The organism is Streptomyces sp. NPDC060002, from assembly GCF_042737245.1.
Classification (GTDB): Bacteria; Actinomycetota; Actinomycetes; order Streptomycetales; family Streptomycetaceae; genus Streptomyces.
The window spans coordinates 247426-266224 of sequence record NZ_JBHWUW010000002.1; the positions used below are offsets into that span (position 1 = coordinate 247426).

Below are 18799 nucleotides of genomic sequence, written 5' to 3' on the forward strand. Positions count from 1 at the left end.
GTTACCAGGCCTTGTTGACAACGGTTTCCATATTTGTTGAAAATGACTGTCATGAACGTACGACGACGACTCATATCCGGCACGGCGGTCGCCGCGGCCACCGCCCTCGGCCTCGGCACCCTCTCGGCCTGCTCCTCCGACAGCGCGGCCGCGGCCAACACGGACAAGTTCGACGTCGTCGCGTCGTTCTACCCGATGGCCTTCCTCGCCGAGCAGATAGGCGGGGACCATGTGAACGTCAGCAGCCTCACCGAGCCCGGCCAGGAGCCGCACGACCTGGAGGTCAGCGCCCAGCAGACCGCCGCGCTCCAGGAGTCCGACGCGGTGCTCTACCTCAGGAACCTCCAGCCCTCCGTCGACGACGCGGTGGCCCAGTCCGAGGTCAAGACCAAGATCGACGCGGCCTCCCTCACCACGCTGGAGAAGCACGGCAACGAGGTCGGCGGCCACGCGGCCGGGCACGACGACCACGAGAACGAGGAGCTGTCCGGCCTCGACCCGCACATCTGGCTCGACCCGGTGCGCTACTCCCAGGTCGCCGAGGGCGTCGGCAAGGCCTTCGAGAAGGCCGACCCGGACCACGCGGCCGACTACAAGACCAACACCGCGGCCCTCGTGAAGAAGCTCGACGCCCTGAACACACAGTTCGAGGACGGGCTGGCGAACACGAAGACCAAGGTCTTCGTCACCACCCACGCCGCCTTCGGCTACCTCGCCGAGCGCTACGGCCTGACCGAGGAGGCCATCAACGGCCTCGACCCCGAGTCGGAGCCCAGCGCCGCCCGCGTCAAGGAGCTTGAGAAGATGGCCAAGGCCGACGGCGTCACGACCGTGTTCTACGAGACGCTCGTCAGCGACAAGACCGCGAAGACCATCGCCTCCGACGCGAACCTGAAGACCGACGTCCTCGACCCGATCGAGGGCATCACGAAGAAGTCCCGGGGCACGGACTACTTCTCGGTCCAGGAGGCGAACCTCAAGGCGCTGAAGACAGCCCTGGGAACGAAGTGATCTCTACGGAGGGCGTCATGGACCCGAGCGTCACCGGCGTGAAGGCCGAGTCCGTCTCATCGGAATCCGTCTCATCGGAGTCCGTCCGGTCGGAGTCCGTCCGGTCGGAGTCCGTCCGGTCGGAGTCCGTCATCTCCCTGCGCGGGGTCCGCGCGGAGCTGGGCTCGCGCCCGGTCCTGCGGGGCATCGACCTCACCGTGCGGCGCGGTGAGGTCGTCGCCCTGCTCGGCGCGAACGGCTCGGGCAAGTCCACCGCCGTACGCACCGTGATCGGCCAGGTCCCGGTCGGCGCCGGGGAGGTCGAGCTGTTCGGCACCCCGCAGCGCCGGTTCCGGGACTGGGCGCGGATCGGATACGTGCCGCAGCGCACGACGGCCGCCGGCGGGGTCCCGGCCACGGTGACGGAGATCGTCTCCTCGGGCCGGCTCTCCCGCACCCGCTTCGGCGTCTTCCGCAAGGCCGACCGGGAGGCCGTGCGGCACGCCCTGGACCTCGTGGGCATGGCCGACCGGGCCAGGGACAACGTCGACGCCCTCTCCGGCGGCCAGCACCAGCGCGTGCTCATCGCCCGCGCACTGGCCGCCGAACCCGAACTGCTGATCATGGACGAGCCGATGGCCGGCGTCGACCTGGCCAGCCAGGAGGTCCTGGCGCGGACCCTGAAGGACCAGGTCGCGGCCGGTGCGACGGTCCTGCTCGTCCTGCACGAACTGGGCCCCCTGGAGCCCCTGATCGACCGGGCGGTCGTCCTGCGCGACGGCTGCGTCCTGCACGACGGCCCGCCCACTCCGGCCGTCGGCCAGCACGCGCTGCCCGGCCACGACCACGTGCACCCGCACGCACCCGCGGGCGCCGAACCGATCCGCACGGGACTGCTGAGCTGATGGACTTCCTGAACTACGCCTTCATGCAGCGGGCGCTGCTGGCCGCCGTCCTGGTCGGCATCACGGCCCCCGCCGTCGGCATCTACCTCGTCCAGCGCCGCCAGGCCCTCATGGGCGACGGCATCGGCCATGTCGCGATGACCGGCGTCGGCCTGGGCTTCCTGCTGTCCTGGTCCCCGGTGTGGATGGCCACCGCCGTCTCGGTCCTGGGCGCGGTGACCATGGAACTGATCCGCTGGTACGGGAAGACCCGCGGCGACATCGCCCTCGCCATGCTCTTCTACGGCGGTATGGCCGGCGGCGTGATGTTCATCAACCTCGCTCCCGGCGGCTCGAACGCCAACCTGACGTCGTACCTGTTCGGATCGCTGTCGACCGTCTCCGAGTCGGACGTGACCGCGATCTGCCTGCTCGCGGCCTTCGTGGTCGTCGTCACCCTCGGCCTGCGCCGCCAGCTCTTCGCGGTCAGCCAGGACGAGGAGTTCGCCCGGGTGACCGGCCTGCCGGTCCGCGCGCTGAACCTGCTGACGGCGATCACGGCGGCGGTCACCGTGACGGTGGCGATGCGGGTGGTGGGCCTGCTGCTGGTGTCGGCGCTGATGGTGGTCCCGGTGGCCGCGGCCCAGCAGCTCAGCCGCAGCTTCGCCGCCACCTTCGCGATCGCGGTGGCGATCGGCGTGACGGTGACCATCGGCGGCACGGTGACCTCGTACTACCAGGACGTCCCGCCCGGTGCGACGATCGTGCTGCTGACCATCGCCGCGTTCATCGCGCTGAGCGTGCTGGCCGCTCCACTGGCCCGCCGCCGCGCCCGCGCGCTGGCGTCGGCGCAACCCGCAGGCGATCCGGCGGAGTGTGCGATTCCGGCCACCCGGGCGGCGGGGGACGAGGTCGGCGTCTGACCGCGCACAGCGGGGGCTGGCACAATGGCCCGGCAAGCCGCAGACGTGAGGAGGCAACGGTGACAACCGCTGGACCGCCCGTGAAGGGCCGTTCCACCCGGCAGCGTGCCGCCGTGGCGGCGGCGCTCGACGAGGTCGACGAGTTCCGCAGCGCCCAGGATCTGCACGACATGCTCAAGCACAAGGGCGACTCGGTGGGCCTGACCACGGTCTACCGCACCCTCCAGTCCCTCGCCGACGCGGGCGAGGTCGACGTCCTGCGCACCTCCGACGGCGAGTCGGTGTACCGCCGGTGCTCCACCGGTGAGCACCACCACCACCTCGTCTGCCGCGTCTGCGGCAAGGCCGTGGAGGTGGAGGGACCGGCGGTGGAGAAGTGGGCCGAGGCCATCGCCGCGGAACACGGCTACGTCAACGTGGCCCACACGGTGGAGATCTTCGGCACCTGTTCCGACTGCGCGGGTGCCTCCGGCGGCTGAGCGGTCGTACGGTGCGGGTCGGGTGGGGTGACCGGACCCTGGGGGCTGCGCCCCCAGGCCCCGCTATCGGCCCTGAACGGGCCTCGTCCTCAAGCGCCGGACGGGCTGAAGACACTCAGCTGCGGCCGAAGCACCGTTCCAGTTCGTTCAGGTCGTAGAACTTGCCGCCCTTGGATATCGGGGTGCAGGCGGGAGGCTACGAGGTGACCTCTTCGTCCGGAGTCGTCCCCTCCATGGCCAAGAGTTCCTCGTTCGTGATCGCGCCGCCGAAACGGCGGTCCCTGGACGCGAACTCGACGCACGCCCGCCACAGGTCACGGCGGTCGAAGTCGGGCCACAGGACGTCCTGGAAGACCAGCTCGGCGTACGCGCTCTGCCAGAGCAGGTAGTTGGAGGTACGCTGCTCGCCGCTCGGCCGCAGGAACAGGTCGACGTCCGGCATGTCCGGGTAGTACAGGTACTTCGCGAGGGTCTTCTCGTTGACCTTCGACGGGTCGAGCCGGCCCGCCTTCACATCCTCGGCGAGCGCCTGCGCCGCGTCCGCGATCTCCGCCCGGCCGCCGTAGTTCATGCAGAAGTACAGGGTGAGACGGTCGTTGTCCTTGGTCTGCTCCTGGGCGACCTGGAGCTCCTTGGCGACCGACTTCCACAGCTTGGGCATCCGGCCCGCCCAGCGCACCCGGATGCCGAGCTCGTCGAGCTGGTCGCGGGTCTTGCGGATGAAGTCACGGTTGAAGTTCATCAGGAAGCGGACCTCGTCGGGCGAGCGCTTCCAGTTCTCGGTGGAGAAGGCGTACAGCGAGATGTTGCGCACACCCATCTCGACCGCGCCCTGGAGCACGTCGAGGACCTGCTCGGCGCCGACCTTGTGCCCCTCGGTGCGCGGCAGCCCGCGCTCCTTGGCCCAGCGGCCGTTGCCGTCCATGACGATCGCCACATGCTCGGGGACCAGCTCGCCCGGGAGCTTCGGCGGGCGCGCGCCGGACGGGTGCGGCTCCGGCGTCCTGTACTCCCGACGCTGCCGCCCCAGGAACCCGCGTACGACCATGTGCCTCTCGTCTCCTCTGACTTTCGCTTGCCGGTTTCTTCGTTGTTTCTCTGCGCTTGTTTTTCCGCGCTTGATCTCTGCGCCTATTTCTCTACGTACCTGAGCGAGCGCAGCCCGCGCTCCAGGTGCCAGTGCAGATAGGCGGACACCAGCCCGCTGCCCTCCCGGACGTGGCGCGCCTCGCACGCGTCCGCCGTCTCCCAGTCTCCCGTGAGCAGCGCGCCCAGCAGGACCAGGGTCTGCGGCGAGGGTACGACGCTGCCGGCCACCCGGCAGTCGACGCAGACGGAGCCGCCGGCCGCGACGGAGAAGAACCGGTTGGGTCCCGGCATTCCGCACTTGGCGCAGTCGCCGAAGCTGGGGGCGTATCCGTTGACGGCCAGCGACCGCAGCAGGAACGCGTCGAGGACGAGGTGCGGGGCGTGCTCCCCGCGGGCCAGGGTGCGCAGCGCCCCGACGAGCAGCAGGTACTGCTGGACGGCCGGTTCGCCCTCGTGGTCGGTGAACCGCTCGGCGGTCTCGAGCATGGCGGTTCCGGCGGTGTAGCGGGCGTAGTCGGTCACGATCCCGCCACCGTAGGGAGCGATGATCTCGCTCTGCGTGCACAGCGGCAGCCCGCGTCCGACCAGCTCGCTGCTGCCCCGCGCGAAGAACTGCACGTCGACGTGGGAGAAGGGTTCGAGGCGGGCGCCGAACTTGGACTTCGTCCGCCGCACCCCCCGCGCCACGGCACGCACCCGCCCGTGCCCGCGCGTCAGCAGCGTGATGATGCGGTCGGCCTCGCCGAGCTTCTGGGTCCGCAGGACGACGCCGTCGTCCCGGAAGAGACTCATCGGGCACCGCCGGGGACGGCCTGCCGGGGGCGCGGGAGGCCGCGGTCCGCCGCACCCGGCTGCCGGGTGCGGGGCGCGTTGCCGTCGTCGCTGAACAGGCTCATACGGCCATTCTCGCCTACGCCGGAGGGGCTGTGTGCCCGCCCGCCACGATCCCTCGGGCGACGCGGCGGGCGCCGGTGCGCGGCTTCGGGTGGCTGACCAGGGACGGCGCAACCGAGGGGAGCGCAGAGGCGTCCGTGACAGAAGAAACCATGATCCTCGACGGATGGAGAGAACGATCTTAAGCTCGCGCCTTTCCCCCAGGCCCTCCCGCCGCACCCTGCTGACGGCCGGCGCGGCCACCACGGCCGTCCTGCTCACCGCGGGGCCCGCGGGGGCCGTCACGGACCCCGTCACCGACCGCCTGCGCGACCTCGAAGCCGGGCACGGCGCCCGGCTCGGCGTGTTCGCGTACAACGTCCGCACCGGGCGCTCGGTCCGCTACCGGGCCGACGAACGCTTCCCGGTCTGCTCCCTGTTCAAGACCCTGGCGGTCTCGGCCGTTCTGCGGGACCTGCCCGAGGGAACACTGGACCGCCGCGTCTTCTGGACGACGGCGGACGTGGTGGAGAACTCCCCCGTCACCCAGGACCATGTGGCCGACGGCATGACGATCGCCGAGCTGTCCGCCGCGGCCATCCGGCGCAGCGACAACACGGCCGGCAACCTGCTCCTGCGCGAGCTGGGCGGCCCCACGGCGATCACCCGCTTCGCCCGCTCCGTCGGCGACCGCGTCACCCGCCTCGACCGCTGGGAGCCGGAGCTCAACTCGGCGGAGCCGGACCGGATCACGGACACCACCAGCCCGTACGCGATCGGCCGCACCTATGCCAGGCTCGTCCTCGGCAATGCGCTGGCCCCCGCCGACCGCCGCCGCCTGACCGACTGGATGCTCGGCACGATCACCAGCGCCAACCGCTTCCGCGCCGGACTCCCCCCGGCCTGGACGATCGCCGACAAGACCGGCGGCGGCTGGTACGGCGCGAACAACGACGCCGGAATCGCCTGGACCCCGGACGGCGCCCCCGTCGTCCTCGTCGTCCAACTCACCAAGCCGGACCGGGACGCCGCCTACGACAACGAACTGATCGTGAAGACGGCGGGGGTGCTGGCGGAGACGCTGGGCCAGGGCCGGGCAGGCCCCAGGACCTAGGACCCGCTCGGCCTCAGCCGGACGCTGTCGGGGGTGCCGTTCGGGGAGGTGCCCGGGGCGGCGGCCTCCCACAGCTGGTCGAACCGGCGGATCAGGGGCTGGACCTCGTCGGCCCGGGCGTTCACCGTCGTCGAGGTGTTCACACTCAGCTGGTCCGCGTGGATCTCGTACGACAGCACCCCGTCGAAGACGATGCAGTCGATCATCTTGCCGCGGCGCAGATAGAGCGGAAGCTCTTCCAGGGCCACCACCTGGACCTGGATGCCCATCTCCCGCTGCTCCGCGCAGATCGGTTCCAGGGCGGCCAGCTCTTCGGGCCGCTTCACGATGAACAGGCGCCGGACCGCGATGCGCCGCTCGAGGATCGCCTCGCGCTGGGCGGTCAGATAGCGTCCCGCCGGTTCGGTGTTCCAGAACCCGTCGTCGACGACGGTGGTGCTGATGGCGTCGATGGTGGTCCTCGCGCACTTGGTGAGGGTCAGGAGCCAGTCGTGGTTCTCGCCCGCGCACTCGGCGCTGAGGTTGGTGAAGTCCTCCATCTGCGCGGCGAGACGGTCGATCTCCGTATGCGCGAACTCGTGCAGGATGTCGGGCCCCATGGACACGACCTTGGTGGCGTGCTCGGCGAGCCGGGGCACCCCGTCGCCGCGCAGCTTCTCCACCTCGGTGAAGAGCTTCGTCGCCTCGCCTATGTCGGCGAACCGCTTGTCCACCGACTCCCGGAGATCGCCCAGCTGGCTCACGAAGGACGCCAGGAACTGCACGATCAGCACGATGCCACCGCACAGCACGGACAGCACGAGCTGCCACGGACCGTCCTCCTCGGACGGTCCGACGACATTGGTGAGCAGATAGACACCGCCACCCGTCACCACGGTGATCAGGATCTTCTGCGTCACATGCCGGGCGCCTTCGCCGTCCCGGATCCGGTCGCCCCGGAAGTTCGGATTCGTCGGTGCAGGCATCTCTCTTTTCCCCCCGTCGGGATGCTGCGCGAGCAGCTGTCGTGGTGCGTCAGGACAGGGCCGGCACCTCGCCCCGCACGAGGTTCTGCAGTGCCAGCTGGTCCCGGATGCGCTGTGCCATGGTGTTCCACTGTCTGCTGAACCCCGGGTGCCGCTCCAGCTCCTCCCAAGGCGGACTCAGGTCACGGTCCAGGCGCGCCTGAGGCATCCACAGGTGCAGCAGATGCTCGACGAGCGGACGCAGCACCTTCATCGCGGCCGTCTGGTTCTCGGAGCCGGGCGGCAGGCCGTCGAGCTTGTCCCCGACGGTCGTCAGCAGCCAGTCGTGCAGGGCGAGGTCCTCGCACAGCGTGGCCGCAGCCACGGGCGTGGTCCCTCGTGGCAGCCGCAGTTCGACGATCCGCAGGCCCGATCCGAGTTCGGTGAAGAGCGCCGACGCCGGCTCGCCGTCGTCGGCCGGTGACGCGGTCCAGCGCAGGCTGGTGTCGGTCGTGGTGAGCGGGGCGTCGTGGTCCAGGAGGTCGTGCCGGCGGGAGATCCTCGCCAGCAGACTCTCGGCGATCGAGCCGACGTCCAGCCGGTCCTGCTGATGTCCGGTCAGGAAGCCCTCGGTGACGGACTTCTCGGGCAGCCTGCCGACCGGGACCAGGGACCCGGGCCTGACCAGGTAGTACCCCCAGGGCCGGCGCCGGTCGGGTCCGGTGGCCGGGGCGGAGAAGTACGCGGTCGACTGGAGGACGCGGCCCTCGACGAGCCCCGCGTGCGCCGCGACGGTGCCGACGGCGCGGATCTTGGCCCCGGTGGCGGTGGGCAGCCGGCAGTCGACGCCGGTGAGGACGTCCGGGGAGAGGGCGTGCCGGTTGGGGCGCCGGGAGGTCCGGACGGGTTCGTCGGCGCGCAGCCGCAGCAGCCGCACGGCCGTCCGCTCGTCCACCGCCCTGCGGGTGGGCAGCAGACAGGTCCGCACCTCGCCGCAGACGAGGACGGGACCGGAGGTCGTGCCCAGGCCGCTCATGTCACAGCCCCGGCGGGAACACGTAGGACGTGCGGTCCACGACCCCCGCGGGCATCGTGAAGCCCTCGCCGGCGGACCGCTCGGCGACCTGTTCGAGCGCCTCGGCCTCGACGTGGACCTGGTCGAGGATGACGCGCACGGCGTGCTCGACGGGCAGGAACCGGCCCGGCAGGACGCTGCACGTGCCGTAGGCGGTGAAGGGCGTCGCGGAGGGGTTGAGCTGGAGGACCGGCGGCAGCGCGTCCCACTCGGCCGGGAACTCCTCGCCCTGCCAGCGGGTGGGGGTCAGCACGGCCGCGCCGTTGTCCCGCAGCAGCCCGAGCCGGACCAGTTGCCAGACGGAGGCCAGGAAGGCGCAGGACCAGGTGCGCGCGTCCTCGGGCCCGTTCCACAGTTCGACGTCCAGGAACACGGAGTGGCCGCGCGCCTCGGTCTCGCTCGGCGGCTGCCAGACGCCGCTGGAGTCCAGGGCGGCCGAGGTCCGCTGGGAGGGGGCGCGGCGGCCGTTGGTGAGCCAGCCGGTACGGCCGACGGGCGGGCGGAAGCCGTTGCTGCCGGGCGGCGGGGACTCCACCAGCCGGTGCAGTACGGACTCGGCGAGCGCGGCCCGGTCGCGGTGCGCGGAGCCGCCGGGGGCGAGGGCGGGGCCGGCGCACCCCGACTCGCGGGCCAGGTAGTCGATGGTCAGCCCGGCCTCGGCCGCCGCCTCCAGCAGGGGCGGGATCAGCTCGGCGGGGGTGGACAGCCGGGAGAAGTAGTCGTCGATCAGGAAGCAGGTGCTGATCCGCGGCCGGCGGCCCGGTGGGAGCGGGCCGAGACCGGCCCGGGCGGCGTCCACCCAAGGACGTACGCCGGCGAAGTGACGACGCAGCCGCGTGGCCCCCTCGGCGAAGTCCTCCATGTACAAGTGGCCTAATTCCAGGGAGAGATGGGAGAAGGGCACGGATTCGGTGCGCGGGTCGGCGCTGCTCTCCCGGAAAACGGTGCCCGGCCCCTTCACAACTGCCCCCAGAACTTGTCGTCGGTCAGCCGTTGCGCGAGATCCCCCATGGCCTGCCAGGTCTCGTTGTTGGCGATCCGGCGGTCGTGCACGTCCTCGTCGGTGATGAGGCGTTCCTGCCACTGGAGGACGGGTTCCAGGGGAATGGACGCCAGCACCCTGGTTCTGCCGATGCCCCGGCCGGCCGCGAGTTCCTCGAGCTCCTTGTCGCACTGCCGCATCCACGCGTACTGCGCGGGCGACACCTGGGACCACAACGGCGACTCCAGATCGGGCACCGCGGCGCGCACGAACCTGATGGCGCCGCCCAGCACGTCCGGGTCGTGGCCGATGGCCGTACCGGCTTGCACAATGCCCTGTTTTCCGAATACGAGTTCGGCTGCCGCCATGACGTGCTGGCGGGTCCAGCGGTGATAGACGAGCCAGCGGTTCTTGAGGCGGCCGAGCCCGCCCCGGGGCGAAGTCGCGGCGAGCGCGAGGTCCATCGCATAACTGCGTCCGGCGCTCAGGTCGATGATGATGACGTCGAATTCGCGTTTCAGCCGAAGGACGAGGTCCACACAGCGGTGCAGGTTCTCCTCGTCGGTGACGAATTCACCGGCCGTGCGGTCGCCGGGCAGCAGCACCAGCCGCCCGGACCCACCGGGCCTGCCCCGCAGCACCGGGTGCTCGGTGCGCGCCCAGACGTCGACCCGCAGCGGCTCGCCCGTCTTGCCCTTCAGATAGGAGTGCAGGCCACGCCCCTCGGCCTCGGAGAGGACGTCGGGCAGGTCGAACACGGCGGCGGCGGTGGGCGAGCCGAAGTCGAAGTCCAGGTAGCAGACGTCGTCCCCGTCCAGCGCGCGGTGGTACGCGAGGTTGGCGCTGGTGACGGAACGGCCGGTGCCTCCCTTGTCGGAGGCGGCGAAGACGATCACCTTCACACCTCCCGGGCGTCGGCGCCCCGGGCGCGGGCCAGGGCGTAGAGCCGGGCGAGGACGCCGAGGGCGAGCGAGTGGGCGGTGCCGGGCTGTTTGTCGACGAGCTGACGGGCGCGACGCAGGTCGGCCTCGATGCCCTTGATCTCTTCTCCCTGGGGGCTCTTGGGGGCGGGGGCGGGCTGCTCCAGCTGCTCCTTGCCGAACAGGTGGGCGGCCTCGCTGAGCGCCGCCTGCGCGAGGGCGGTCATCTCGGAGCTGCGGATCGGGTCCTGCGCGTAGAGGGCGTGCGCGGCGACCATGCACTCGGTGACGCGCTCGGTGATGCTCCAGGACAACGGTCCTGTGCGGACCGGTGACTCGGGGTACACGGCGTGCACGTTGTCCCACAGGCCGACGCCCTCACCGTCGCTGACGCGGCGCGCCCAGAGGTGGTCGAGGATGTCCTCGGCCAGCGTGAGCAGACGGTCCTGCGAGCCGATGTTCCGCGACAGCGCGCAGAGTTGGACGGTCCGCTTGAGCAGCTGTGCGGAGAAGTCGCCCATCGTCCACTTCATGGCCGGGCCGATCTCCTCACTGCCCAGCAGCGGGAGGGTGACTCCGGGGTTGTGCAGACCGATCGCCGGGTCCTCGCGGGCCGTGCGGCTGGTGATGCGGCCGCGTTCGGCGAGCCGTTCCATGACGGCGACGGTGCGGGTGAGGTCGTCGTCGGTGGCGCGGCGGCGCAGCAGGTCGTGGACGAGGATCGAGGCCACGGACAGGGAGAAGTACTCGGACTCCAGCTGCTGGAGCGTCGTACGCCAGGGGATCTCCTCCAGCGGCCAGGTGGCGGCGTCGAAGCGGGCGATGCCCGACCAGTACTGCTGAGTGATCTCCCAGCGCAGCCGCAGCGCGTCGGCGAGCTTCTGCTGTTCGGCGGTGAGCAGGCCGAGGACGAGGGTGCGCTCGGAGGACAGGTCGGGGATGCCGTCGAGGGCGACGACGGTGAAGTACAGGTACGGCACGGCGTGGGCCACGCCCTGGGGCTGCTTGCCGATGTCCTGGGCGGTCTGCGCCTCGACCTCGACCTCGGGGGCGTCCTTCACCAGGCTCCAGGCCCAGCCGCACTCGAACAGCCGGTTCTCGTTACGGAGTTGGTCGGCGACATCGGTGTCCAGGCCGAGGGTGACGCTCTCGCTGATGAGGGCGCGCAGCGACTTGAACCGGTCCTGGAAGCGGTGCAGGACCTGGCGGTCGGACAGCCGGCCCCGGCCGAGCAGCCGGGCGAGCGCCTGCCCCTGGTCGGAGGCGATGTCGACGACGTTGACGGTGAAGGAGCGCAGCAGGCTCACCATGGCCGCGGTCAGGCGGGCGCTGGTCGCCTCTCTCAGCTTGTCGATGCGGGCGAGGGTGCTCGCCCGCTGGGTCTTGCCCCGGTACACCTTGAGGAAGCCGAGGGTGGCCAGGCAGAGGGTGATCGACATGGAGTAGGAGTCGACGACTCCCACTTCCTCCTGCTCCTTGGAGAGTTCCTGCTCCGGGTCCTCCGGGGCGAAGTAGTAGCCGCCGGCGAAGGTGGGGCTCTCCTCGCCGCGGTGGTTCTCCATGAAGTCGCCGAGGATCTCCAGGAGGTTCATGGGGATCTCGCTGGAGTCACCGGCGTTCCTGAGGGCCCTCTCCACGTCCAGCTGTGTGGTGTCGGGGTCGTCCAGGCGGAACGGTTCGATTTCGGTGGCGGGGTACAGAAGGCAGAGCAGACGCTCCGCGTCGGCGACGCTGCTGCGACCGCCCCATTCGCCCCATTGCCATTCTCCGTTGTCGAAGGAATGGCGGGCGATGGCCTGCCACACCTCGAGCAGATTCTGTCTCGGTTTGATCTGCATGCCCATTCCCCTCGCACAGGCCCGTCACCATGTAGAAGAACTCCGACATCTCATTCGTCGCGTCGCTCTTTACGTTGCCCGCAGGCCAGGATCATACCCGTGTAGCCGTCCCGTACAAGTTGCTTGGGATTGGCTGTGCGGTGGATCTCCACATGGTCCGCGTAACCGCCGAGAACCGCCCGCACTTCGGATTCGTCGATATCGCGGGCGGGGAATACATGGGGGCCGACACGGTATCCTTCGGAATGCTCCATGAAGGCGGCCGCGAAAGGCGCACCGGAATTCAGGGCGTTCATGAAGCATCCCACCCCTCGCCGGAATTCGGCGAGCGAGGTGGTGATGGATTCGGCGACGAAGAACATCGTGCCGAGGTCCCAGCGGCGCTTGTCGGCGCAGAGATCGAAGAGACTGCCCGACTCGGGCTGCTGGACGGCCTCCTTGAACCGGACCCTGGGCGTCATGCCGAGCGTGGCATATGCCTCGTCCTTGCACAGGACGTTCCAGAACTGATCCCAGTGGGGCGCATAGTCGGGGCACTGCCCCCGGAGGTAGTCCAGATTCCGGGCGGACCGCTCCAGAAGCGTGATCCGGTCGCACCAGGGGAGCATGGCCAGGGCCGGATAGAGATTGGGCCCCGCGCCGACGTCGATACCGGAAGCCACCCGCCCGCGACCTCGGAAGTGATCACTGAAGTGATCGCGCACATGGGAGAGGATCTCCTCGTCCACGGCCTGCATCTCGAGGTAATTGTGGCTGATGTACACACCGGGATCGAAGTCGTCCCAGAGCACATCACCATTCAGCTTTTGGTCAGCGGCGGGCGGTACCGAGGTCATGATTCAGCGTAGCAGGACGCATGGGTCTTGAAGGAGTGGCTGCACGGAGCAATGATGGAGATCAGGTACGCAAATCGCACTGGCTGCAATTCGATTTGTCGACATTCACAAGGGGACGGCATGACTCCTCTTCCCGGAGATCGTTTTCCGTCGGGCACCGGTTCGATAATGAGCCAGATGTCCGGAGAAAGACCCTTACGGATCAGAGCGGTCACCGAGGCGGATCTACCCCATATCGTGCGCCTCGATGCCGATGCCTTCCCCCACGGCCCCTACCCCTACTTCGTCCTGCGCCAACTCCTCGCCGCCTGCGTTGACCTCGTGTATGTCGTGGACGACGGCTCGGACCTCTACGGATACGTGCTCGGGACCTCGCCGAACGACGCGCAGAGCTGGGTTCTCAGCCTCGCCATCACCCCTGGACTGCGCGGAAAGGGGTTCGGCCGGCAACTGCTGACGAAACTGCTCGGTCAGCTACGGGCGAAGGGCGCCCATTCCGTCCGGCTCTCCGTGGAGCCGCGCAACGACTCGGCCATCGCCCTGTACCGCTCCCTCGGCTTCGTCGCCGACCCCGACGGGCCCCGCGCGGACTACTTCGGCCCCGACGAGGACCGTCTCCTCATGACGCTCACTCTGTGAGTCCCCCGAACCCCCGCACATACCTGCGCTGCCAGGGCGTCTCCACCGCGCGCCGGTCGTAGTGACGTCGGACGTAGTCCACCGCCTCGCCCGGCGGTACGCCGTCCAGGACCGCCAGGCACGCCAGGGCCGTTCCGGTGCGGCCGCGGCCGCCGGCGCAGGCCACCTCCACGCGTTCGCCGGCCGCGCGGCGCCATGCCTCGGTGAGGGTCTCCCGGGCCTGCGCACGGTCGCCGGGCAGGCGGAAGTCGGGCCGGCGGAGCCAGCGGGACTCCCAGGGCGGGTGCGGGGGCCGCGCGCCGAGTAGGTAGACGCCGTACGCGGGTGTGGGGGCCGTGGGGTCGAGGGGCCGGCGCAGGCCGCGGCCGCGGATCAGCCGGCCGGACGGCAACAGGAGCACCCCGGGCTCACCCTCACGCCAGGCCCACGCATTGCTTCCCATCACCCCATTCGAACGTGGTCACGGGGGATGGGCAACCGATTCGGCGCGATCGGTGGTCTGGGGGGCGAGGAGGGTGCTTGATGCAGGCCGAACAAGAGGACCGGTTCCAGGAGTTCGTCAGAGCCCGGTGGTCCCGGCTCGTACGGACCGCCTATCTGCTCACGGGGGACGTCCACCACGCGGAGGACCTGACGCAGACCGCGCTGGCCAAGGCGTACCGGTCGTGGCGACGGATCTCGCGCAGCGACAACCCCGAGGCGTACGTGCGCCGGATGCTGGTCAGCTGCAACAGTGACCGGTTCCGCAAGCGGCGGGTCACCGAGGCGCTGACCGCGGCGCCGCCGGAGCGGGCGGGGCTCGACGAGGGCGCGGGGCGGGTGGAGGAGCGTGGCTCCCTGCTGGCCGGGCTCGCCCGACTGCCTCCGAGACAACGGGCGGTGGTGGTCCTGAGGTACTGGGAGGACCTGTCCGAGGCGGAGGTGGCCGACGTGCTCGGCTGCTCGCCCGGCACGGTCAAGAGCCAGGCGTCCAAGGGGCTCGCGAAGTTGCGCATGTACCCGGGGCTGGCCGCCGACCGCACGGTGTCCGGTGGTCGGGGTCAGGAGCGGGAGCAAGAGCGGGAGCGGGAGCAGGGGCAGGGGCAGGGGCAGGTGCAGGGGCAGGTTCGGATTCAGGGTCGGGTTCAGGGAGGCAGCAGGTGAACGGGGCGGGAAAGCAGGTGCACCAGGGGGACTTCGGGTTCGAGGAGAGGATGCGTGAGCTGCTCGCCGAGGACGCGTACACCATCCAGCCCTCGTCGGCGCCGTATCCGGCGATCCGGCGGCGTGGACTGGCCGAGCGGCGGCGGCGTGTGGCGATGACCGGGGCGGCGTTGATGACGCTGGCCGCGGTGCCGGTGGGGGCGTACGCCGTGGCCGGGGGGAACGGGGAGCGGGGCTCCGACACGGCGGCGCCGAAGCCGTCGGTCAGCGCCCCGCACAGCCCGGCCGGAAGTACAGCGGGAAGCACGGGTGGAAGCACCGGCGGAAGCCCGTCCGCGACCTCGACGGGCACGGCGGGCGGACCCGCGCAGCCCGCCACGGACGGGCAGCTGCTCGACGGGATCACCTTCGCGCAGGCGGCGGACGGGCTGGAGGAGTGTCTGACCGCCGAGGGCGGACCGGCCGGCGGCGCCGGCGATCTCGGCAAGGCCGACGACTACCGGATCATCCTGGCGCTCAAGAGCACCGGTGACTCCAACGACCCCGGCGACGGCATCTACGTCGTCGCGGTGAAGGAGCGGCCGGCGGGCTTCCGGGTGGTCTGCTCCCTCAAGGACGGTGTGGCGTCGGGCATCAGCACCAGCTCGAGCGAGGCCGACGCGCCGGGCGCGGGCCCGGTCGTGGCCGACATCAACGGCGGCAAGCTGTACCAGCAGTCGTTCATCGACAAGGGCAAGTGGAAACTGCCGTTCCGGTGGGGGGTCATCGGCACCGTCGAGACGTCGGTGGCCAAGGTGACCGTCTCCTACGGCGACGGCGGCCCCGTGGCAGCGGCCTTGGACCACGGCTGGTTCGTCGCCGCCGGCCTGCTGGACCAGCAGGTCACCCTGGCCCCGCACATCAAGGGCTACGACGGCTCCGGCAAGCTGGTCTACGACTCCGACGAGGACGAGACCTACGAGCGGACGCTGCCCTAGCCGGCACCGGTCACGGCCGGCACCGGTCAGGGAGCGCTCGGCCCCGGCGTCACCAGCCCCGACCCGTAGGCCACGATGACGCGCGCGAGGGCGAGTTCGGGCGTACTGCCGGGGGTGACCGGGCGAGGGGACTACTCCCTGGGGAGTATCAGGACGGCGTCCGGGCCGCGACCAGCAACCGGGTCACGTCTTCCGCGCGGATCGTCAGGGCCGCGCCCACCGTCGTGAGGACCTCGCGTTCGGCCGGGGTGTACGGGCCGTCCGCGAGGGCGATGCGGGCGCCCTGGAGCAGGATCGATTCGCGGCCGACCGCGGCGAGGTGCGGGGCGAGCGGGTCGAGGGCCTCGTGGAGCTCTATGGCCAGTCCCGGGCCGTACGGTTCGCCGTAGTTCTGGCTGGTGTCGGAGGCGAGGGCGGCGACGAGCGCGGCGAGCTGTTCCTCCGTGCAGTCGGTGAAGCCGGCCGCCCGCACCGCGCCCGCCGCGGTCTCCAGGGACGTACGGGCGCAGGCGCCGCCCGCGGACAGGACCGCGAGGGCGACGGTGTGGACGGCGTCGCGGAGCATCGCCGAGAAGCGGATGGTGGTGGGGTGGTCGAGGACGTCGGTGCCGAAGTGGCGGCGGCAGGCCGCGCACTCGACGACCGGGCCGGTCTCGCCGCGTGGCACGACCGGCATGCCGAGGAGGGTGAAGCGGCGCTGGCCGGTCAGCCGCTGGTAGTTGCGGTCGCCGCCGCAGCCCGGGCAGAAGAACTCGCCGTCGCCCGCGGGTGTCCACGCGGTGCGGGTACCCAGGATGCGGGCAAGCCCGGTGACACGGCCGTCACGTCCCCGTTCTGGCAGCACGTCGCACCTCCGTAACCCCGCGGCAACATCGCCGCACGCCTCCGTGATGTTAGCCACATCCATGAGGTGTAGTCAGCACCCGGGACGAGACCTTTCCGTGACCTCCACCGGGGTATGGCCGATATACGTCGGGGCCCCGACCGCCGTATACAGCGGTCGGGGCCCCGAAAGTCCCGGTCAGGCCGGTCAGCGGGTCGCGCGGTTGACAGCGGAGACGACCGCCTTCAGCGACGCACGCGTCGTGTTCGCGTCGATGCCGATCCCCCACAGGATCTTGTCGTCGATCGCGCATTCGATGTAGGAGGCGGCCTGCGCGGAGGCGCCCTCGCTCATCGTGTGCTCCTGGTAGTCCAGCAGGCGTACGTCGATGCCGACGGACTCCAGGGCGTTGAAGAAGGCCGAGATCGGACCGTTGCCGGAGCCGGTCAGGACGGTGTCCTCGCCGTCGACCGTGGCCTCGACGGTCAGGGTGTCGACGCCGTCGGTGTCGGTCGTGGACTGACCGTTGCGGACCTGGATACGGCCCCAGGGGTTCTCCGGGTTCGGCAGGTACTCGTCCTGGAAGGCCGCCCAGATGGCGCCGCCGGTGACCTCGCCGCCCTCGGCGTCCGTCTTCGCCTGGATGAGCTTGGAGAACTCGATCTGCATCCGGCGGGGCAGGTCCAGCTTGTGGTCGTTCTTCAGGACGTACGCGATACCGCCCTTACCGGACTGCGAGTTGACGCGGATGACGGCCTCGTAGGAACGGCCGACGTCCTTCGGGTCGATCGGCAGGTACGGGACCGCCCACTCGATGTCGTCGACGGTGACGCCCTTGGCGGCCGCGTCGGCCTCCATCGCGTCGAAGCCCTTCTTGATGGCGTCCTGGTGGGAGCCGGAGAAGGACGTGTAGACCAGGTCGCCCACGTACGGGTGGCGCGGGTGGACCTCCATCTGGTTGCAGTACTCCCACGTACGACGGATCTCGTCGATGTCGGAGAAGTCGATCTGCGGGTCGACGCCCTGGGAGAACAGGTTCATGCCGAGGGTGACCAGGTCGACGTTGCCGGTGCGCTCGCCCTGCCCGAACAGACAGCCCTCGACGCGGTCGGCGCCGGCCATCAGCGCCAGCTCGGCGGCGGCGACGGCCGTACCGCGGTCGTTGTGCGGGTGGACGGAGACGCAAACGTGCTCGCGGCGGGAGAGGTTGCGGCTCATCCACTCGAAACGGTCGGCGTGGGTGGAGGGCGTGGAGCGCTCGACGGTGGCCGGCAGGTTCAGGATGATCTCGCGGCCCGGGCCGGGCTGCCAGACGTCCATCACCGCCTCACAGACCTCCAGTGCGAAGTCCAGCTCGGTGTCGGTGAAGATCTCGGGGCTGTACTGGTAGCCGAACTCCGTCTCGGGGCCCAGCAGCTTCTCCGCGTACTCGACGACCAGGCGGGTGCCGTCGACGGCGATCTGCTTGATGTCGTCCTTGGAACCGCGGAAGACGACCCGGCGGAACACGGGGGCCGTGGCGTTGTACAGGTGGACGGTCGCCCGCTTGGCGCCCTTCAGGGACTCCACGGTCCGCTCGATCAGGTCCTCGCGGGCCTGGGTCAGTACGGAGATCGTCACGTCGTCCGGGATCGCGCCCTCTTCCTCGACGATCGAACGCACGAAGTCGAAGTCGGTCTGACCGGAGGCCGGGAAGCCGACCTCGATCTCCTTGTAGCCCATCGTGACCAGCTGGTCGAACATCCGGCGCTTGCGCTCGGGCGACATGGGGTCGATCAGGGCCTGGTTGCCGTCACGCAGGTCGGTGGAGAGCCAGCGAGGCGCGACGGTGATCCGGTTGTCGGGCCAGGTGCGGTCGGGGATGTCGACCTGGTCGTACTGTCCGTACTTGTGGATCGGCATGCGGCTGGGCTGCTGGCGGTTCGCCATGATGCGGTGGCTCCTCGGGGTGACCGGAGAATGTCCGGACGGAAGGACGGCCGACGCGCAACACCAAGCACCGCGGGGAGGGGGTCGGCCTCGACTACAGGCCCTCGCCGCGGCAGCTAAGGAGAAGCAGCCCGAAATGCATAGTGCTCCGCAGCCTAGCCGAGCCGCTTGCGTCGCGCGGGACCGTTCCAGTATGCGGGACCGACGGGAGGAACCACAGGAAAAGGTACAGAACGTGCGCCACGCCACTCTCCGCCCTTCCGCCATAGCACCCGGCACCGCAGATCAGGCACCTTTGTCACCGTATTTCACCAATCATGGTTGCCGGTGGTGACAGCGGT

At 70.1% G+C, this 18799-nt stretch carries 18 protein-coding genes and 1 pseudogene; 8 read left to right on the forward strand and 11 right to left on the reverse strand.

Annotation, left to right across the window (positions count from 1 at the left end):
* Nucleotides 1–51: 51 nt before the first annotated feature.
* From ACFWBD_RS03565 to ACFWBD_RS03580, 4 genes are read left to right on the forward strand one after another with little or no spacing between them, the layout of a single operon-like run.
* Nucleotides 52–1011: a metal ABC transporter substrate-binding protein gene (locus ACFWBD_RS03565; RefSeq protein ID WP_385662040.1), complete on the forward strand. Its 960-nt coding sequence runs from the start codon at nucleotides 52–54 to the stop codon at nucleotides 1009–1011.
* A 17-nt stretch (nucleotides 1012–1028) separates the two neighbouring features.
* Complete coding sequence (locus ACFWBD_RS03570) at nucleotides 1029–1895, forward strand: metal ABC transporter ATP-binding protein (protein WP_385662043.1); 867 nt, start codon at nucleotides 1029–1031, stop codon at nucleotides 1893–1895.
* Nucleotides 1895–2797, forward strand: coding sequence for a metal ABC transporter permease (locus ACFWBD_RS03575; RefSeq protein WP_385662045.1), 903 nt, complete (start codon nucleotides 1895–1897; stop codon nucleotides 2795–2797). Before ACFWBD_RS03570 ends, ACFWBD_RS03575 begins: the two co-directional genes overlap by 1 nt.
* A 59-nt stretch (nucleotides 2798–2856) precedes the next feature.
* Nucleotides 2857–3276 (forward strand): Fur family transcriptional regulator, encoded by a 420-nt coding sequence (locus tag ACFWBD_RS03580; RefSeq protein WP_028806487.1) that lies wholly within the window; start codon nucleotides 2857–2859, stop codon nucleotides 3274–3276.
* Between the two features lie 196 nt (nucleotides 3277–3472).
* On the opposite strand, the gene ACFWBD_RS03585 is transcribed toward ACFWBD_RS03580, so the two are convergent.
* Both ACFWBD_RS03585 and recO read right to left on the reverse strand, forming a co-directional pair.
* Nucleotides 3473–4324: an isoprenyl transferase gene (locus ACFWBD_RS03585; protein WP_385662048.1), complete on the reverse strand. Its 852-nt coding sequence runs from the start codon at nucleotides 4322–4324 to the stop codon at nucleotides 3473–3475.
* Nucleotides 4325–4407: 83 nt separating this feature from the next.
* Nucleotides 4408–5157, reverse strand: coding sequence for a DNA repair protein RecO (gene recO, locus ACFWBD_RS03590; protein ID WP_351753746.1), 750 nt, complete (start codon nucleotides 5155–5157; stop codon nucleotides 4408–4410).
* A 268-nt stretch (nucleotides 5158–5425) separates the two neighbouring features.
* Between recO and bla the strand changes: the two genes are divergently transcribed.
* Nucleotides 5426–6352 carry a class A beta-lactamase gene (bla, locus tag ACFWBD_RS03595; RefSeq protein ID WP_385662052.1) on the forward strand — a complete coding sequence of 309 codons (927 nt, stop codon included), beginning with the start codon at nucleotides 5426–5428 and terminating at the stop codon, nucleotides 6350–6352.
* On the opposite strand, the gene ACFWBD_RS03600 is transcribed toward bla, so the two are convergent.
* The 6 genes from ACFWBD_RS03600 to ACFWBD_RS03625 are packed head-to-tail and all read right to left on the reverse strand — an operon-like array spanning nucleotide 6349 to nucleotide 12947.
* Complete coding sequence (locus tag ACFWBD_RS03600) at nucleotides 6349–7317, reverse strand: hypothetical protein (RefSeq protein WP_385662055.1); 969 nt, start codon at nucleotides 7315–7317, stop codon at nucleotides 6349–6351. The two genes, bla and ACFWBD_RS03600, sit on opposite strands and share 4 nt — an antisense overlap.
* A 49-nt stretch (nucleotides 7318–7366) precedes the next feature.
* Nucleotides 7367–8332, reverse strand: coding sequence for an SCO2521 family protein (locus ACFWBD_RS03605; protein ID WP_385662058.1), 966 nt, complete (start codon nucleotides 8330–8332; stop codon nucleotides 7367–7369).
* Nucleotide 8333: 1 nt separating this feature from the next.
* Complete coding sequence (locus ACFWBD_RS03610) at nucleotides 8334–9332, reverse strand: SCO2522 family protein (protein WP_385662061.1); 999 nt, start codon at nucleotides 9330–9332, stop codon at nucleotides 8334–8336.
* Nucleotides 9329–10249: an SCO2523 family variant P-loop protein gene (locus ACFWBD_RS03615; protein ID WP_351753754.1), complete on the reverse strand. Its 921-nt coding sequence runs from the start codon at nucleotides 10247–10249 to the stop codon at nucleotides 9329–9331. The genes ACFWBD_RS03610 and ACFWBD_RS03615 overlap by 4 nt, the downstream gene beginning before the upstream one ends.
* 2 nt (nucleotides 10250–10251) lie before the next feature.
* Nucleotides 10252–12111 carry an SCO2524 family protein gene (locus tag ACFWBD_RS03620; RefSeq protein WP_385662064.1) on the reverse strand — a complete coding sequence of 620 codons (1860 nt, stop codon included), beginning with the start codon at nucleotides 12109–12111 and terminating at the stop codon, nucleotides 10252–10254.
* Between the two features lie 50 nt (nucleotides 12112–12161).
* A complete protein-coding gene (locus ACFWBD_RS03625) occupies nucleotides 12162–12947 on the reverse strand; it encodes an SCO2525 family SAM-dependent methyltransferase (protein ID WP_385662066.1) in 786 nt (261 codons plus the stop codon).
* A 177-nt stretch (nucleotides 12948–13124) separates the two neighbouring features.
* On the opposite strand from ACFWBD_RS03625, the gene ACFWBD_RS03630 reads away from it, so the two are divergent.
* The gene (locus tag ACFWBD_RS03630) at nucleotides 13125–13586 is read left to right on the forward strand and encodes a GNAT family N-acetyltransferase (RefSeq protein WP_385662068.1); all 462 of its coding nucleotides are present in this window, start codon (nucleotides 13125–13127) and stop codon (nucleotides 13584–13586) included.
* Here ACFWBD_RS03630 and ACFWBD_RS03635 read toward each other — a convergent pair.
* On the reverse strand, nucleotides 13576–14028 hold the full coding sequence (locus ACFWBD_RS03635; RefSeq protein WP_385662071.1) for a protein phosphatase: 453 nt from the start codon (nucleotides 14026–14028) through the stop codon (nucleotides 13576–13578). The genes ACFWBD_RS03630 and ACFWBD_RS03635 overlap by 11 nt on opposite strands.
* An 80-nt stretch (nucleotides 14029–14108) precedes the next feature.
* Between ACFWBD_RS03635 and ACFWBD_RS03640 the strand changes: the two are divergent.
* Together ACFWBD_RS03640 and ACFWBD_RS03645 are read left to right on the forward strand one after the other, a co-directional pair.
* Nucleotides 14109–14606 (forward strand): annotated as a pseudogene (locus tag ACFWBD_RS03640) (SigE family RNA polymerase sigma factor); the annotation flags it as partial.
* A 119-nt stretch (nucleotides 14607–14725) separates the two neighbouring features.
* Nucleotides 14726–15706: a hypothetical protein gene (locus ACFWBD_RS03645; protein ID WP_385662074.1), complete on the forward strand. Its 981-nt coding sequence runs from the start codon at nucleotides 14726–14728 to the stop codon at nucleotides 15704–15706.
* Nucleotides 15707–15854: 148 nt separating this feature from the next.
* Here ACFWBD_RS03645 and ACFWBD_RS03650 read toward each other — a convergent pair whose 3' ends face one another.
* Together ACFWBD_RS03650 and leuA are read right to left on the reverse strand one after the other, a co-directional pair.
* Nucleotides 15855–16550: a TerB family tellurite resistance protein gene (locus ACFWBD_RS03650; protein WP_385662076.1), complete on the reverse strand. Its 696-nt coding sequence runs from the start codon at nucleotides 16548–16550 to the stop codon at nucleotides 15855–15857.
* Between the two features lie 186 nt (nucleotides 16551–16736).
* Entirely contained in the window at nucleotides 16737–18458 is a 1722-nt protein-coding gene (gene leuA / locus ACFWBD_RS03655; RefSeq protein WP_385662078.1) for a 2-isopropylmalate synthase, read from the reverse strand.
* Between the last annotated feature and the right edge of the window lie 341 nt (nucleotides 18459–18799).